Consider the following 16,165-nt stretch of genomic DNA (forward strand, 5'->3'; position numbering starts at 1 on the left):
CGTCCATGATATTACGCTTTCGAATGTCGTGAAATGCCTCCCGGCACATCAAGATCTCGAATAGTACAAAGCCCTGAGACCTTCTCCGAATGGAGCGTAACCGTCTATTCTGGCAATGGGCGAGCCGTCGTGTATCACGACCAGATGCATCGAATGCGTGGCGTCGGCTTTGACGCGATGCTCATCTCCCAGCAGGCTCGGATATCTGACAAGTTCTCCTCGGGGCAACTCGCCAACAATACCAGCCTGCAAAACAGGTTGGAAACCGTCGCGTTCGGCCTCAGGTCCCGTCATGAGGTCGCCGATTTTCGAGCTGATCCGTGGTATCCCAGGGCCGATGCGCTAGGCGCGCTAGTGTCGCACGCTCGGATCGAGCACAACCAGGATCGATTCTTTCCGCGCGGGCAAGAGGGCCAAGTCGGTGCAACCCTGCATGTTATCTCCTTGATCGAAGAGCCCGACAATAAGCGCATAATCGTAGCTGACCCGTTTTGATTTCCGCACTATCCAGGGTGATATCACGCGTGGCAAATCTGACCGCCACCTCTCTCACAATCGTAACGTCACCACGTCAAGACGTTCAGATGGCGAGACATCCTCTTTTCTGCGTGATGCCGTCAAAAGAAGTATCACAAGATCCTCCCGCGAAGGCTCCAAATAATTAGCCTCGCACGTGGAGACGAGCAGGCATTTCACGACAGATATATTTGCCTGCAAAAGGCTGATGGTCGCGCTATGTAGTCTATGTGACTAACCAACAGTCTAAACAAGCTCGCAGCCAACTGGCCGTTGTGCATTACGCCACTCCGGGCGTGCGGTGTCGCTGGACGTGGGTGCTATCTCGAGAGCTTGGCGAATGGAGTCGACATCCACAGTCGAGACGCCGAGGTCAAGCGAGAGATTGTTTGGCCGCACACAGATATAGACATTGAAATCACGAAGCGGGTCGAAGGACCCGACCGCCCCGAAGCGAGAATGGAACGAGCGCTACACTGGCTGCTACCCGGACTGGGGTCGTTAGACGAACTCCTGTCTGCAGCCAACGAATGCGGCCTGCTGCTTCCCAGGGGAGATCAACACAGATCGACGTCAATGGTCCTCGTCTCGTCGGGATGCTTGAATCGTCTTGGCTCGAGCGCCCTCCCCAGCGACATATTGGCCTTAGTCGGGATATTCCTCGGCCTTGGCGAGATGGTTGCTAACAGTACAGGGCGTGAAACGACACGAGAGTTCCTCGCCCTACTAAGTGGATCGCCCAACTCGTTGGCCCGCTACCTCCGACCTATTGAGCGTTTCTGTCAGCCAAAGCGCAAGCAGCACTCAATGCGTGATGGGCATAAGCCCTACCGCGGCCACAGTGCTTGAAGCTATCCATAGTTCGGCCGTTGACATGGAGACGATTCTCAGGATGTCGAACATCATCGGGACCCGAAGCATCCGTGTGCATAGTTGGGGATTTCGTTGGGTCGCACACAATTGCGACTGCGTTGGATCGAAAGGAGTTTCGGATTGGCTCGCAACGACAAGACTCTCCGTGACGGCTGCCCAGGACTTTCTATCGGGGTGGAGGCTCTCTGCGAATACCCTCTTGGCCCCGAACTCATCGAGACTCTTATAGCGAGATCAGTGGTTCGCCTCCGGAGTGTATCTGCTCTGCCATTCAATCGGAGCATATCGCATTCGCCCAGCGCTGAGCTTCGAGAGGCTTTCCGCTTTGCTGAATGGGCTTGCGATTGCCCCCGCGCTCAAAGCGAGCGCGCTTCTTCACTCGTATAAATGAGACCCTTCACGACTCTTTGAGCGGTGTTGCCGATGATCTAAGCATTGAGTCTCTCGCTGCTCGATGGGTGACTGCCGGCTTGAGTGACCAGGAATATCACGAACTCCTAAAGCTGGATCGGACTCATGGATCTCCATGCCTTCCCGTACTGGCGGCTTTATTCGCTGTCGGTCGCTTCGCAGTTGTGGGCCGAGGACTCGACAAGGCAATCGTCGCACATTCTCGACGCGAGTGGTGAAATGCATAAATCAGAACACTTGTTCAGAGATGACGTTGACCAAATCGAGATAACGTTGCAATCTTGGCTGCGTATTAGGACTGAGACAAAGCCTTTTGGTCTTCTTCCCAGCCATCAAGATCTGACGAGATCGATCGTTGCGGTTTGTCGCCCGTTTGCGGAGGAGTCAGGAGGCACAGTGTGGCGAGTTCAAATGAGGTCGCTCGTCTGTCTTACGTACGTTGGAGTTAGACTGCACACCCTGTTGGGCGAGGTACCACGTGCAGGTGATTTCGAGGGTTTTCTCCTCACGCAGGTGGTGGTGCCGGTTTTGAGCCTCTGTCCAGGGATTCAGAATTTCATCAACGACACTCGCAAATCCCTAATGGAGTCGTTTGTTCTCGCGGCTTTTAAGAAGACTCGGATCAAGAATAATAACACCTCAATGCTGTTAGATATTGTCGCAGATAGTCGCTTCAGCGCAAGCCTTCGAGACAGACTCGCCGAACTCCGTTCGCAGATCGATTGATCGTCGTTCGCCGTAGGACTGCACTGGTCGGACGCTCCCCGAGCGTGCGCCAGGACATGAGATGGGATCTCCGCATCGTCTCGTTACGGCCAACCGCTGGAATCGGAGCAAGTTCTACAGACATACAGAATCCGTATCGGGGGGTATGCCTGAGCCAATATCATCAGGTGCGAGCGCATCGTAGCTCTTCCAGATTTTCTCAGGCTTCCGTGGGGAGATCGTGGTATCGAGAAGTGCGAGGTATCGCATCTTGACGCGCGATTGGGGGATCTGCGCTGGTGCATCGAGTTCACTCTTGTTGGTGCGCGCCGAAAGATCGTTTCTGTCTTCCCCTCGCACGAATAGCAATCTCCAGGGCGATGGGGTTCGTTCCTCCAAGGCGAAAGTCAACGCGTTCCTGGGAGCCGGTGCGAAATCTCCGCTCTTCATCTATCGGCACATCAAGTTCGTTCAGGAGACAACCGAGTAGCATCTTGAGAGCATCTCTCTCTCCAAGCACCAGGAGTGAACAGAAAACCCAGGACGCCCCCCGGGGCGGCGGGGGGGGGCAGGGGCCGGAGGCGCCGGCGGCGGGGGGGAGGGGCCCCCCCCCCCGCGGGGGGGGGGGCCCCGCCGGCAGGCGCTGTCGGGCCCGCGCGCGCCGGCACGAGGGACAACCGCCCGCGCTTGTTCGGTGCGATCACCGCGAACGTGCCCAGATTCCCAAACACGTCCCGCGCCCGGAGCACGACGCGGTGTTTCCCCGGCTTCAGGTCCGCGGGCAGCTGGATCTCGAACGCTTCACTATCCCCATCGAACAGCCCGTCGGCGGGGCTCGCGGTGTGGAAGCTGCCGCCGTCGATGCTGTAGTGCACAGCGATGATACGGCTGCCCTCGTCGCGGGCACGGGCGGCGATCTTGCTGCCCTGGACCTTGACCTCGTCGATGGTGGGGCGTTTGTGGTCGACCACGAAGGGGGCGCTGACGACTTCGTCGGTGCGGGCGCGGGCGGAGCCGTTGCTGGGTTCGTCGCTGGCGACGATCTGGGCCTCGTAGACGCCGTCGGGGACGCTGCCGAGGTCCCACTTGAGCTCCTTCTTGGTCACGGGGGCCTCGCCGCCGAGCTTGATCCACTGGCTGCCGTCGCTGCCCTCGGGGCGGATGCGGACCTCATAAATGAGGTCGTCGTCGTCGCGGGCCTCGGCCTTCCATTTGATCGTGAGCTTGGGGTCGGGCTCGCCCTCCTCGTCCTCGTCGATCTCCGGGCCGGCGACGGCGACGCTCTGGACCAGGGGGGCGAGGTTCTCGGGGGCGTAGAACAGCGAGATGTCGCGCAGCTCGCTGGCGGCCGCGTCGATGCCGACCTCGAGCTGGACGTGGCGGCGGCTCGGGACGGCGAGGGTGCCCTTGAAGGCGTCGCCCTGGCGGGCGAGGGTGACGGTCTTCCACTCGCTCCAGCGGCGGTCGGGCTCGTCGCCGGGGCCGCTGCGGGCGCGGAGGCTGAGCGGGCCGGTGCCGCGGAGGTAGACGGCGCCGTAGACGGCGGGTTGTTTGGCGTCGAAGACCTTGCTGCGGTAGCGGGCGCGGGCGGCGGGGGCCTGGCCAGGGGCTGCGAGGCGGTAGACCGCGGCGCCGTCGCCTGCGGTGGCCAGGACGCCGCCGCCCTTGAGGTTGCACAGGGCGGTGGCCTGGCGCTCCTCGAGGTCGGCGATGACGGCGACGTCGCGGCGGCCGCGGACGCGGTAGATCTTGCCCTGCTGCGACGAGCCGACCAGGACCTCGCCCTTGCCGGGGCCGGGGACGACGGCGGTGAAGTACTGCTTGTCGCGGTGCAGCCAGGTGTCCCAGGCGAGCTCGCCGGCGCGGGCGAGCTCGAGGGTTTTGCCGGGGGCGCCGTCGCGGTGGAGCGGGACGAACATGAGGTCGGCGCTGCTCTGGGGGGTGCCGCTGCTGGCGTCGAGGCTGCCTTCGGTGGGCTGGCCGACCAGGCTGGTGCGGCCGAGGGTCTTGGTGAGGGCTTGCAGGGAGCTGATGCCGCGGTCGGAGAAGTCGTTGACGGCGGCGACGAGGCCGGTGTCGGTGAGGGCGAGGGCGCGGACCTCGTCGCCGGAGAAGTCTTGCAGCAGGACGCCTTCGACGGGGTCGCCGACCTGGAGGAGCTTGGCGCCGGGGGAGGTGCCGACGACGATGTCCTTGCCGACGGGGAGGACGGCGAGGATGTCCTTCTCGTCGCTGTCGAGGAGGACCTTGGTGTCCTTGCCGGTGAGGTCGAGGGAGAGGAGCTCGCCCTTGGGTCCGGTGCCGATGAGGAGGCGACCCTGATGCGGGACGATGGCCCAGATCTGCTCGACCTTGAGCTCGGCGAAGGGGGTGACCTTGCCGGCGGCGTCGATGCGGTGGATGACGCCGCCGGGGACGGTGGCGGCGAGCAGGTCGCCGTTGGGGAGCTGGGCGAGGGCCGAGACGACGGCGCCCTTGAGCTCGGCCAGCTTCTCGACCTTCGGCGCCGGGAGGGCGCCCTTCTTCTGTTTTGGGTCGTCCTTGCCGGGTTTGGCGTCGAGGCGGACGCGCTGGACGGTGGCGGCGTCGGCGGTGCCGATGAAGGCGAGCTTGCCGTCCTTCGCGTCGGCGAGGCAGGTGAAGGCGCTGGCGCCGGGGAGGTCGGCGCGGGCGGGGGTGAGGCCGGGGGTGACCTTGCCGGAGGCCTCGATCGCGGCGCCGTCGGCCTCGCCGTGGTCGAACTCGTCGAAGTCGGCGACGCGGAAGCTGCGGGTGCCGCCGGCCTGGGTGGTGGCCGGCGCGGCGGCGGTGACGAGGGTGGTCGCGAGCGCGAGCGCGAGGGCCAGGGTGCGACGCGTCCATGTCCCTTGGGACAGGTCGTGAGGGGCATGGCCGGAGGGACAGGTGGTGCGTGCGCGGGTCATGGTCAGTCGGTAAATCCGCGGGGGGGCTTCACGGCCAGCTTGATCGCGTGTTCGCCGTCGATGAGGGTCTTGGTGGGGAGGACGCGGCGGGCCATCTGCTTGAAGCGGACCGGGCCGACGGTGGCGCCGCCGGCGGAGAGCGTCTCCAGGACGCTGCCGGGGAGCTCGCTGAGGAGGCCGTGGCGGGTCGAGAGGCCCTCGTCCTCGCGGTAGATCGTGGCGACCAGGCTGCGCGCGGGGTAGACGGCCTCGAGGGTGTCGAGGAGGTCGTCGAGGGTGTCGGGGATCGGGCGCGGTGGGCGGGCGTCCTGGCCGGAGGTGAGCTCGATCTGGATGTCCTGGCCGGCGGCGTCGTCGGGGATGCGGAGGGCGAGCAGCTCCGTGCGGGTCTTGCCGCGGTAGTCGCGGAGGCGCAGCTCGAGCTGGACCAGGTCGCCGGCGTGGACCTCACCCTGGGCCAGGCGCACGGACTCGATGGTCTCCACGGGGGCGCCGTACTCGATGCTGGCGCGCTGGGTGATGCTGCGGATCTGGGCGACCTCGAAGTCGTTGTCGAGGAGGGCGGACAGGACGATCGGGCCGCGGGTGCGGGCGATCGCCCGCGGGTCGACGCCCTGGGGGAAGAACTGCTCGTCGGAGATCCGGAGGGTGCGCGGGCCCTTGCTGGTGGTGACGGCGATCTCGTGCTCGACCCGCGCGACCAGCTCGGTGCCGTCGCTGCCGCCCTCGGCGAGGGCGTCGGCGAGCAGGCTGGTGGCCAGGCTGGGGGTGAGGTCGACGCCGAGGGCGACCTCGCTGCGGTAGATGCGGGGGGTCATCGCGGCCTCGGGGCCGCGCAGCTCGGTGGTGACGGGGATCAGCGGGGCGCTGAGGTCGGTGCGCAGGGAGATGCCGGCCTGGCGGTCCTGGATCAGCGTGCCACGCACGGCGAGGGCGCTCGACAGCTTCACCGAGCGCTCGACGCTGGGGATGATGACGTGGACGCGGGCGTCGGCGATCGGGAGGTTGCTCGGGCCGGCGCCGAACATCTCGTGGCCGAAGCCGAGGAGCTTCTCGCCCTGCTTGCCGCCGACCCAGGTGATCGTGCCGTTGGGCGAGACGGCGTTGTCGCCCCGGATGAGCACGACGGACACGGAGTCGCCGCCCTTCCACACCTTGGTGGCCGGGGCGGGCAGGTTGGAGCCGTTGGCGCCGCCGCGGGCGGGGATGAGGCCGAGCTGGTCGGCGAGCATGCGGGTGGCGAGCGAGCCGAGGCCGGACACGGCCATCGGGGCGCCGAGGGGCGCGAGGCCCTGGCTGGGGTCCTGCTCGGCGGGGCGACGGCGGGCGGGGAGCGGGGAGACGTCGAGGCCGAGCATGGCGTCGGCCCAGCCGGCGGTGCCGGCTCGGGCTTTGGCGGAGCCTGTGCGGACGCCGGTTCGGGCCTCGGGGAGGACCTCGGGGCGGAAGGGCAGGTCGCCGACGGCGAGCATGTTGGCGATCGGGGTGATGCCGCCGATCGGGTCCTTGTTGAAGCGATAGCCGTAGGCGAGGGCGCCGACCAGCTTGCCGTCGATGTAGATCGGGCTGCCGGACATGCCGCCGACGATGCCGGAGTGGATCAGCCGCGGGTCGCTCGAGCGAAACAGGATGGCGTCTTGCTTGGGCTGGTAGTCGCGGACGACGTCGATGACCTCGATCTCGAAGCGGTCGCTGTCGCTGCCGAAGAAGACGGTGACGGCGTAGCCCTTCATGCCGGGGCGCACGTCGTCGACGGACATGGTCTCGATCGGGGCGGCGTGGACCGGTTCACCGAACCAGGTCGCCAGGGCGAGGGCGAGCCAGGTCGCCAGGGCGAGGGCGCCGGGCTTCGCAGCGGGGCTAGAGCTTGGCGGCCTGTTCATGACGATCGAGGGCTCGCTGCATCATACCGACCAGGTCGTCTTGCGGGGTGTAGAAGTACTTGTATGCGCTGCGACCCGGGTTCTGCAGCTCGGGGTCGAGGTGGCCGCTCGGGTCGAAGAACAGGATGCGCGGGATGTACTGGCCGTCGGGGCCGTGGCGCAGCGCCTCGGGGGACTGGTCTTGATCGAGATTGACCATGATCATGCGCTCGCTGGCCTCGGCGAGGGCCGGGTCGAAAAAGCGCTGCTTGAGCTCGCGGCAGCGGGGGCACCAGCTGGCGTGGACGACGAGCATCAGCGGGCGGCCGAGGGCGGCGGCCTCCTGGAGGCCCTCGTCGAGGTTGCGCCAGGCGATCTGGTCGCCGTAGCCGTGGTCGGGGGCGCTGGGCTGGCGGCGGCTCGCGGGTGCGGTGCTGCCGGCCTGATTGCCGGCCTGTTTGCCGGCCTGTTTGCCGGCCTGATTGCCGGCCTGATTGCCGGCCTGATTGCCGGCCTGATTGCCGGCCTGATTGCCGGGCTTGTTGTTGGCAACGGTGTCGGTGTTGCGGGGCTTGCCGGTGTCGCCGCAGGCGGCGAGGGTGATCGCCGTGCACGTCAATGCGGACGCGAATGTCAATGCTGATGCGAATGAAGACGCGAGCGCCGCCGACGTGCGGTTGACGTGGTTCACGAGGCGGGACCATAGCACGCGAGGATGGGAGATCCGCCTGGAAATGTCCTCGCCAGGCCTGGATAATGGGGCGCCCGCCATGGACCAGCTGCAACGAGATGGCGAGGACCGCTTCCGGGCGATGGCCGACACCGCCCCCGTGCTCATGTGGGTCGCGGGGGCCGATGGGAAGGCGACCTTCTTCAACGCGAGCTGGTTGCAGTTCACCGGACGCACGCTCGTGCAGGAGCTCGGCACTGGTTGGCTCGAGGGCGTGCACCCCGACGACCGCCAGCGCTGCGTCGGCAACTACCTCGCGGCCTTCTTCGCGCGTCGCAGCTTCGAGACGGAGTACCGGCTGCGGCGGCACGACGGGGAGTACCGCTGGATGGTCGACAGCGGGGCGCCGCGCCGCGGGCCGGGTGGTGAGTTCGCGGGCTACGTGGGCTCGTGCATCGACATCACGCCGCAGCGCTGGGCCCAGCAGGAGCTGGCGCGGGTCAACGGTCAGCTGCAGGCGGTGCTCGACGCGTCGCATCAGGTGGCGATCATCGCGACCGATCCGGAGGGGGAGATCACGCTGTTCAACCGCGGGGCCGAGGCGATGCTGGGGGCCGCGGCGAGCGCGGTGATCGGCCGCCTGGCGACCCAGCTGGTGCGCGAGGTGCCGGAGTTCGCGGCCCGGCGCGAGCGGCTGTCGGCCGAGTTCGGGCGGCCGATCGACGGCTTCGACGTGCTCGCGCTGCGGGCTCGCCTGTACGACCACGACGAGCAGGAGTGGACGCTTTATCGCGAGCAGGGCGGGCGGATCACGATCAACCTGGTGGCGTCGCCGATGCGCGCGCAGGACGGGGAGATCACGGGCTACGTGGCGATCGGCCGCGATGTCACCGACAGCAAGGCCGCCGCGGTCGCGCTGCGTGAGAGCGCCTACCGGGTGCAGGGGGCGCTGCACGGGAGCATGGACGCGATCGTGATGCTGGTGGCGATCCGCGACGACGCCGGGGTGCTGGTCGACATGATGATCACGGACGTGAACCCACGCGCCGAGCTGCTGATGGGGCGGGCGGCGGCGGTGCTGGTCGGGATGCGTCTCACCGAGCTGTACGGGGAGACGGCGCTGCTGCCCTTCCTCGCCAGGTACGAGCAGGTGATGACCTCCGGGCAGCCGCACGAGGAGGAGTACCAGATGCGGTACGGCCAGGTCCCCGGGGTCGAGTGGTTGCGCATGCAGGCGGTGGCGCTCGGGGACGGGGTGGTGGTGACCTCGCGTGACATCTCGCAGCGCAAGCGCGACGAGGAGCGGCTGCGGCTGAGCGAGGCGCGCCTCAACATGGCGCTCGAGGCGGCCCAGGACGCGCTGTGGGACTGGGACCTGGTGGGCCGGATGATGTACGTGAGCCCGCGCTGGCTGACGCGGCTCGGGCTCGACCCGAACCAGCCGATGCTGTCGCAGGAGCTGATGGAGTCGCGGGTCCACCCGGACGACCTCGCGGGGATGCACGCGGCGGTCGAGGACCACCTGTCGGGGCGCACGCCGGTGTACGAGCGCGAGTACCGGGTCCGCGACGCGGCCGGCGGCTGGGCCTGGATCCTGGCGCGCGGCAAGGTGGTCGAGCGCAGCGCGAAGGGCAAGCCGCGGCGGATGATCGGGACGGCCAGCGACATCCGGACGCGCAAGCAGCAGGAGGCGGAGCTGCTGCGGGCGAAGGAGGCGGCGGAGCGGGCCAACCGGGCCAAGAGCGAGTTCCTCGCCAACGTGAGCCACGAGATCCGCACGCCGATGAACGGGATCCTCGGGATGGTCGAGCTGGCCCTGGATGACGAGCTGGCGCAGCCGCAGCGCGACCGCCTGCGCCTGGTCCACGACTCGGCGCGCTCGCTGCTGGCGATCATCAACGACCTGCTCGACCTGGCGAAGATCGAGGCCGGCAAGTTCGTGCTCGACCCGACCCGCTTCGCGCTGCGCGAGGAGGTCGAGCTGACGCTGCGCTCGCTGGCGGTGCGGGCCCAGGAGCGCGGGCTGTCGCTGCGCTGTGAGATCGAGCCGGAGGTGCCGGCCTATGTGGTCGGCGACCCGGACCGGCTGCGTCAGGTGCTGGTGAACCTGGTCGGCAACGCGATCAAGTTCACCGAGCAGGGTCACGTCGCGGTGCGGGTGCGGGCGGCCCCGGGCACGCGGCTGCGGGTGGTGTTCGAGATCGAGGACACGGGCATCGGCATCCCGCCGGACCGGCTGGGGGCGATCTTCGTGCCCTTCGAGCAGGCCGATCCGTCGACGACGCGCCGCTTCGGCGGGACCGGGCTCGGCCTGACGATCGCCAGTCGCCTGGTCGGGCTGATGGGCGGGGAGATCGGGGTGGCGAGCGAGGTCGGGGTCGGCAGCACCTTCACCTTCGACGCGGTGTTCGCCGAGGTCTCGGCGGACGCGCCGGTGCGTCGCGCCGCGCCGCCGCCGTTGGCCGCGCGGGCGGCCAACAGTCGCCGCCTCGAGATCTTGCTGGCCGAGGACAACCCGATCAATCAACGCGTGGCGGTGGAGATCCTGAAGCGCATGGGCCACACGGTCACCGTGGTGGCGGACGGGCAGGCGGCGGTCGAGGCGGTCGAGCGCGGGCACTACGACCTCGTGCTGATGGACGTGCAGATGCCGGTGATGGACGGTTGGCAGGCGACGACGGCGATCCGCCGCAGCCCGCACGCGCACGCACGTCACACCCGCGTGGTCGCGCTGACGGCCCGCGCCACCGAGGAAGATCGCAAGCGCTGCATGGCGCACGGGATGGACGGGTTCCTCACCAAGCCGCTGCAGGTCGCGGAGCTGTTGCAGCTGTGTGAGGAGGGCAAGACGCCCGAGCGGCCGGCGGCGTCGTCGGGGCCGGTGGTCAGCGTGGGCGGCGTGCGGCCGGCGATCGACGACTGGCCGGGCGTGTTGCAGCGGGTCGGCGGCTCGCCGCCGCTGTTAGCGAAGCTGGTAGGGATGTTCCGCGAGGAGCTGCCGGCGCTGCTCGTCGAGCTGCGGGCGACGCTGAAGGCGGGCGAGGGGCTGCGGCGGACGGCGCATCGCATCGCGGGCACGGTGGGGATCTTCAACGCGGGGCAGGCGCTGGCGCTGGCGCGGGAGGTCGAGCAGCGGGCGCCGGAGCGGGGGCCAGAGCTGCCGGCGCGGGTCGAGGCGCTGTGCCTCGAGCTCGGGCGGCTCGAGGCGGAGCTGGTGGCGCGCAGCGCTGCGTTGTCGCCAACGGCGTCCATCTCTGGTGCGTAGACCTCGAGGATGAGTCGGTTCTGTCGCGGCCAGCGGGCGGGACGGGTGGCCAGCGGGCGGGACGGTGGTGGGCGTGGTGGCGAGGGATGTCGGGGGGGTGGGCTGGCACGCGGCTTGAAGTGCGGGCTGCATGCACGAGCATGTTTCGTATCCGGTCGAGTATGTGAGGCGGGAGCGGACCGGGCCGCCGATCGGCTTCGTGCCGGCGCTGGAGGATGGCCTCGAGGAGTCGGCGGGTGGGGGGCGACCGGCGATCGAGCGGCCGCGCGAGCGCATGCTGGCGTTCGGGCCGACGGCGCTGAGCAACGTGGAGCTGGTGGCGCTGCTGCTCGGTGGCGGGCACGCGGAGCAGCGGGCGCTGGCGCTGTTGCAGCAGATCGGCGGCGTCGGCGGGCTGATGCGCTGTGTGCCGGCGGAGCTGCTCGAGGTCGCGGGGGTCGGGGCGGCGTCGGCGACGGCGATCTGCGCGGCGGTCGAGCTTGCGCGGCGGATCGGTCAGCTGGAGATGCCGTTCGAGTCGCCGATCCGCGGGCCGGAGGACGTGCGCCGCTACCTGCGGGCGAACCTGCGGGGGCGCACGCAGGAGGTGTTCCTGGTGCTGGGGCTGGACGCGCGGCAGCGGGTGCGGCTGGTCCGCGAGGTGGCGCTGGGGTCGACGGCGGGGGTGGAGGTGCAGCCGCGCGAGGTGTTTCGCCCGCTGGTGCGGGCGGCGTCGCATTCGGTGCTGCTCGTGCACAACCACCCCGGCGGGGAGCTGCGGCCGAGCGCGGCGGACCTGCAGCTGACGCAGCGGCTGGCCCAGCTCGGGGAGCTGCTCGGGATCCCCGTGCTCGATCACCTGATCGTGACGGACGAGGGGATGTGCTCGCTGGCGGGGCTCGGGCTGCTGCCGCGGGACGGGGCGGAGCCGTGACGGCGGCGCGGGGCTCAGGGCGTGAGCAGTGGTTGCAGGTGCTCCCAGACGGTCGCGGCGACGACGACGTGGCCCTCGGCGGTGGGGTGGATGCCGTCGGCCTGGTTCCGCTGCGGGTCGCCAGCGACACCCGCGAGCAGGAAGGGGATCAGCGGGACGTCGTACTCGGCGGCGAGGGCGGGGAAGATGTCGCGGAAGGCGGCGCTGTACTCGGGGCCCATGTTGGGCGGGACCTGCATGCCGGCGAGCAGGACCTTGACCTTGGCGGCCTGACAGCGCGAGATGATCCGGGCGAGGTTGTCGCGCGCGTCGGCGACGGGGAGGCCGCGCAGGCCGTCGTTGGCGCCGAGCTCGAGGATGACGACGGCTGGCTTTTGGGACAGCTGCCAGTCGAGCCGCGCGAGGCCGGCGGCGGTGGTGTCGCCGCTGACGCCGGCGTTGACGACGCGGTACTTGCGGCCGGCGGCGTCGAGGCGCGCTTGCAGGAGCGCGGGCCAGGCCTGCGACTGGGCCAGGCCGAGGCCGGCGGTGAGGCTGTCGCCGAGGGCGAGGATCACCGGGGCGTCGGCGACGGGGGCGGACTTCGTCGCGGCGCTGGCGGGCCTGTTTTCGGGGCGCGGGGCGGCGCCGCAGGCGAGGAGCAGCGCGAGCGAGGAGAGCAGGACACGGGTTCGCGTGGGCATCGCAGGGGAGGTGTGGCGCGGGCGCATGCAGGGTACCTTGTGGCGACAACGATGATCGAGATCGTCGGCCTGACCAAGACGCTGTACTCCGGTGGCCACCCGCTGCAGATCCTCCACGGCATCGACCTGCTTGTGCCGGCGGGGGAGTTCGTGGCGATCATGGGGCCCTCGGGCTCGGGCAAGTCGACGCTGCTGGGGCTGATCGCGGGGCTCGATACGCCGACCAGCGGCAGCGTGAAGCTGGCGGGGCAGGAGCTGGTCGGGCTCGGGGAGGACGCGCTGGCGCGGCTGCGCGGGCGCACGCTGGGCTTCGTGTTCCAGTCGTTTCACCTGATCCCGACGCTGACGGCGGAGGAGAACGTGGCGGTGCCGCTCGAGCTGCGCGGGGATCGCGACGCGCGTCCGCGGGCGCGGGCGTTGCTGGCGACGGTCGGGCTGGCGGAGCGCGGGCACCACCTGCCGGGTCAGCTGTCGGGCGGCGAGCAGCAGCGGGTGGCGCTGGCCCGGGCCTTCGTCGCCGAGCCGCCGATCTTGCTGGCGGACGAGCCGACCGGGAACCTCGACTCGGCGACCGGGGAGCGCGTGCTGGCGCTGCTGGCCGACCTGCGCGCGCGCACCGGGACGACGATGGTGCTGGTGACCCACGACGCGGGGCTGGCGGCGCGGGCGGACCGGGTGGTCACGCTGAAGGACGGGCGCATCGACTCGGATCGGCGGGCCGGGTGAGGCCGGGATTTTTGCTGAAGATGGCGGTCCGCGAGGTCCGCACGGGCTGGCAGCGGCTGCTGTTCTTCTTGCTGTCGATCGCGGTGGGGGTCGGCGCGCTGGTGGGGATCGCGTCGTTCTCGGCCAACCTCGAGGGGGCGATCCGCCGCGAGGCTCGCACCCTGATGGCGGCCGACCTCGAGCTCACGTCGAGCCAGCCCTTCGACGCCGAGACGCGGGCGGCGGCGGCGGCGTGGGACGACGAGGGGGCGCGGGCGGCGGAGCTGGCGGAGATGCCGTCGATGGCGGCGCGCACGGACGGGAGCCGCACGCAGCTGGTCGAGCTCAAGGCGCTGCGCGGGGACTATCCGTTCTACGGCGAGCTGGTGCTCGAGCCGGCCAGGCCGCTGGCGGAGCTGCTGGCCGACGGGGGGATCGTGGTCGAGGAGGCGCTGCTGTTGCAGCTGCATGTCGCGGTCGGCGAGCGGGTCAAGCTCGGGAGCCGCAGCTTTCGCGTGGCCGGGCTGCTGCGTCGCGAGCCGGATCGGGTGGCGGCGGCCTTCAGCCTCGGGCCGCGGGTGTTGATGGCGCTCGGCGATGTCGAGTCGGCGGGGCTGATCACGGTGGGCAGCAGGGTGCGGCACAAGCTGCTGCTGGCCCTGCCGCCGCAGCTGGACGTCGCGGCGGTGACGAGCGAGCTCGACGCGGCGCTGGCGGACGAGCGGGTCCAGGTGCGCAGCTTCGAGGCGGCTCAGCCGACGTTGCGGCTGTTTCTGGCGCGCATGCGGGACTTCCTGCGCCTGGCGACGCTGGTGACGCTGGTGCTCGGGGGGCTCGGGGTGGCCCAGAGCATTCGCGTGTTCTTGCAACAAAAGCAGGACACGGTGGCGATCTTGAAGGTGCTCGGGGCGAGCACGGGCGAGGTGACGGCGGTGTTCGTGGTCCAGTGCCTCGGGCTGGCGCTGCTCGGCAGCGGGCTCGGGCTCGGGCTCGGGGCGCTGATCCAGCAGGTGCTGCCGCGGGTGGTCGGTGAGCTGCTGCCGGTGGAGGTCGTCGGCGAGTTCGTGCCGGCGGCGGCGCTCGAGGGGCTGGCGGTCGGGGTGGTGACGGCGCTGCTGTTCTGCCTGCTGCCGCTGCTGGCGATCCGCGGGGTGGCGCCGGCGCAGATCCTCCGCCGCGAGCTGGCCGCGATCCCGCCAGTCGCGGACCGCCGGGCGCGGGTGCTGGCGTTGATCGTGCTGGGTGGGGGACTGGTCGGGCTCGCGGCCTGGCTGGCGGGGTCGTGGTGGCTCGGGGCGATCTTCGTCGGCGGGGTGGCGGCGGCGCTGCTGGTGCTCGGGGTGGCGAGCGCGGCCGGGCTGGCGCTGCTGCGCCGGCTGCCGCGGGCGCGCTCGCTGAGCGTGCGCCAGGGGCTCGGGAACTTGACGCGGCCGGGCTCGCAGGCGGCGGCGGTGATGGTGTCGCTCGGGCTCGGGGTGGCGGTGATCGCCCAGATCCAGCTGGTGCAGTCGGGGCTGCTGGCGCGGGTCGCCGATGATGCACCGGCCGACGCGCCCAACTTCTTCTTCGTCGGGATCTTGCCGGATCAGGTCGAGCCGTTTCGCGCGCTGCTGGCCGCGCAGGGGGCTCTGGAGGGGCATCGCCTGGTGCCGATCGTGCAGGCGCGCCTGGCCCGGGTGGGCGGACGCGAGGTGGCGGAGATGCAGTTCGCCAGCGAGAGCCAGGCGCGCAGTGTGACCCGCGAGTTCGCGATCACGTGGCAGGACGCGCTGCCGCCGGGCAACGAGGTGGTCGCGGGGACGTGGTGGAGTCCGGAGGCGGCGGGGCGTGAGTCGTGGGTGTCGGTGGAGGAGAGCCTGGCGCGGCGGCTCGAGCTGGAGGTCGGCGAGGAGCTGGTGTTCGACATCCAGGGGGTGCGCGTGGCGACGACGGTGGAGAGCGTGCGCGCGGTCGACTGGGGGCAGCTGCAGACCAACTTCATGTTCATCCTGACGGCGCGGGCGCTGGCCGGGGCGCCGACCTCGTGGGCGGCGACGGCCCGCTCGCGGCCGGGGCCCGAGGGGCGCAGGGCGCTGCAGGCGGCCGTGATCGCGGCGATGCCGAACGTGACGGCGATCGACGCGGCGGAGGTGATCGAGCGGGTCCAGGCGCTGGTCGACCGGATCGCCGGGGTGATCCGCTTCATGGCCGGGGCGAGCGTGCTGGCGGGGCTGGTGATCCTGGCGGGGTCGATCGCGGCGACGCGGTTTCGTCGGGTCCGCGAGGCGGCGATCTTCAAGGCGCTGGGGGCGACGCGCGGGGTGCTGCTCCGGTCGCTGGCGATCGAGTACGCGGGGCTCGGGCTGGTCGCGGGGACGGTGGGGACGGTGGTCGGCGCGGGGCTGGCGTGGGCCGTGCTCACGCTGGTGCTGGGGATCCCCTGGCACGCGCCGATCGGGGTGATGCTCGGGCTGCCGGTCGTGACGGCGGGGTTGACGGTGCTCGTGGGGGTCGGGGCGCTGCTCGGGGTGATCGCGGAGAAGCCCCTGGCGGTGCTGCGCGGGGAGTAAGCGGCTGGGTGGTCGCGTCGCCGGGCGCAGCACCCGGCCGGGGGGGGACGTCGTCCGCGCTGTCGATCGTTCAGATCCCGTGTGTCGAG

The 16,165-nt window shown here is 69.6% G+C and carries 10 protein-coding genes; 6 read left to right on the top strand and 4 right to left on the bottom strand.

The window, feature by feature from the left end; translation table 11 throughout:
• The first annotated feature begins 129 nt into the window (after positions 1-129).
• Together IPJ59_RS16730 and IPJ59_RS16735 are read left to right on the top strand one after the other, a co-directional pair.
• Complete coding sequence (locus IPJ59_RS16730; RefSeq protein ID WP_293272467.1) at positions 130-495, top strand: hypothetical protein; 366 nt, start codon at positions 130-132, stop codon at positions 493-495.
• A gap of 1,410 nt (positions 496-1,905) precedes the next feature.
• Positions 1,906-2,526 carry a hypothetical protein gene (locus tag IPJ59_RS16735; RefSeq protein WP_293272468.1) on the top strand — a complete coding sequence of 207 codons (621 nt, stop codon included), beginning with the start codon at positions 1,906-1,908 and terminating at the stop codon, positions 2,524-2,526.
• Positions 2,527-2,966: 440 nt separating this feature from the next.
• On the opposite strand, the gene IPJ59_RS16740 is transcribed toward IPJ59_RS16735, so the two are convergent.
• Genes IPJ59_RS16740 through IPJ59_RS16750 form a run of 3 tightly spaced genes read right to left on the bottom strand, consistent with a single transcriptional unit; the run spans position 2,967 to position 7,982 of the window.
• On the bottom strand, positions 2,967-5,429 hold the full coding sequence (locus IPJ59_RS16740) for a hypothetical protein (RefSeq protein ID WP_293272469.1): 2,463 nt from the start codon (positions 5,427-5,429) through the stop codon (positions 2,967-2,969).
• A gap of 2 nt (positions 5,430-5,431) precedes the next feature.
• A complete protein-coding gene (locus tag IPJ59_RS16745) occupies positions 5,432-7,312 on the bottom strand; it encodes a SpoIVB peptidase S55 domain-containing protein (RefSeq protein ID WP_293272470.1) in 1,881 nt (626 codons plus the stop codon).
• Complete coding sequence (locus IPJ59_RS16750; RefSeq protein WP_293272471.1) at positions 7,290-7,982, bottom strand: thioredoxin family protein; 693 nt, start codon at positions 7,980-7,982, stop codon at positions 7,290-7,292. Before IPJ59_RS16750 ends, IPJ59_RS16745 begins: the two co-directional genes overlap by 23 nt.
• 79 nt (positions 7,983-8,061) lie before the next feature.
• Here IPJ59_RS16750 and IPJ59_RS16755 point away from each other — a divergent pair, with 79 nt between their 5' ends.
• Together IPJ59_RS16755 and radC are read left to right on the top strand one after the other, a co-directional pair.
• On the top strand, positions 8,062-11,226 hold the full coding sequence (locus IPJ59_RS16755) for a PAS domain S-box protein (RefSeq protein WP_293272472.1): 3,165 nt from the start codon (positions 8,062-8,064) through the stop codon (positions 11,224-11,226).
• A gap of 130 nt (positions 11,227-11,356) precedes the next feature.
• On the top strand, positions 11,357-12,139 hold the full coding sequence (gene radC / locus IPJ59_RS16760; protein ID WP_293272473.1) for a RadC family protein: 783 nt from the start codon (positions 11,357-11,359) through the stop codon (positions 12,137-12,139).
• 14 nt (positions 12,140-12,153) lie between these two features.
• On the opposite strand, the gene IPJ59_RS16765 is transcribed toward radC, so the two are convergent.
• Complete coding sequence (locus IPJ59_RS16765) at positions 12,154-12,822, bottom strand: arylesterase (RefSeq protein WP_293272474.1); 669 nt, start codon at positions 12,820-12,822, stop codon at positions 12,154-12,156.
• A 51-nt stretch (positions 12,823-12,873) separates the two neighbouring features.
• Between IPJ59_RS16765 and IPJ59_RS16770 the strand changes: the two genes are divergently transcribed.
• Positions 12,874-13,548 (top strand): ABC transporter ATP-binding protein, encoded by a 675-nt coding sequence (locus IPJ59_RS16770; protein ID WP_293272475.1) that lies wholly within the window; start codon positions 12,874-12,876, stop codon positions 13,546-13,548.
• Positions 13,545-16,076, top strand: a complete 2,532-nt coding sequence (locus IPJ59_RS16775) for an ABC transporter permease (protein WP_293272476.1) — start codon at positions 13,545-13,547, stop codon at positions 16,074-16,076. The genes IPJ59_RS16770 and IPJ59_RS16775 overlap by 4 nt, the downstream gene beginning before the upstream one ends.
• Positions 16,077-16,165 lie beyond the last annotated feature (89 nt).

It is taken from the genome of Nannocystis sp. (assembly GCF_016714285.1).
Taxonomy (GTDB): domain Bacteria; phylum Myxococcota_A; class Polyangia; order Nannocystales; family Nannocystaceae; genus Nannocystis.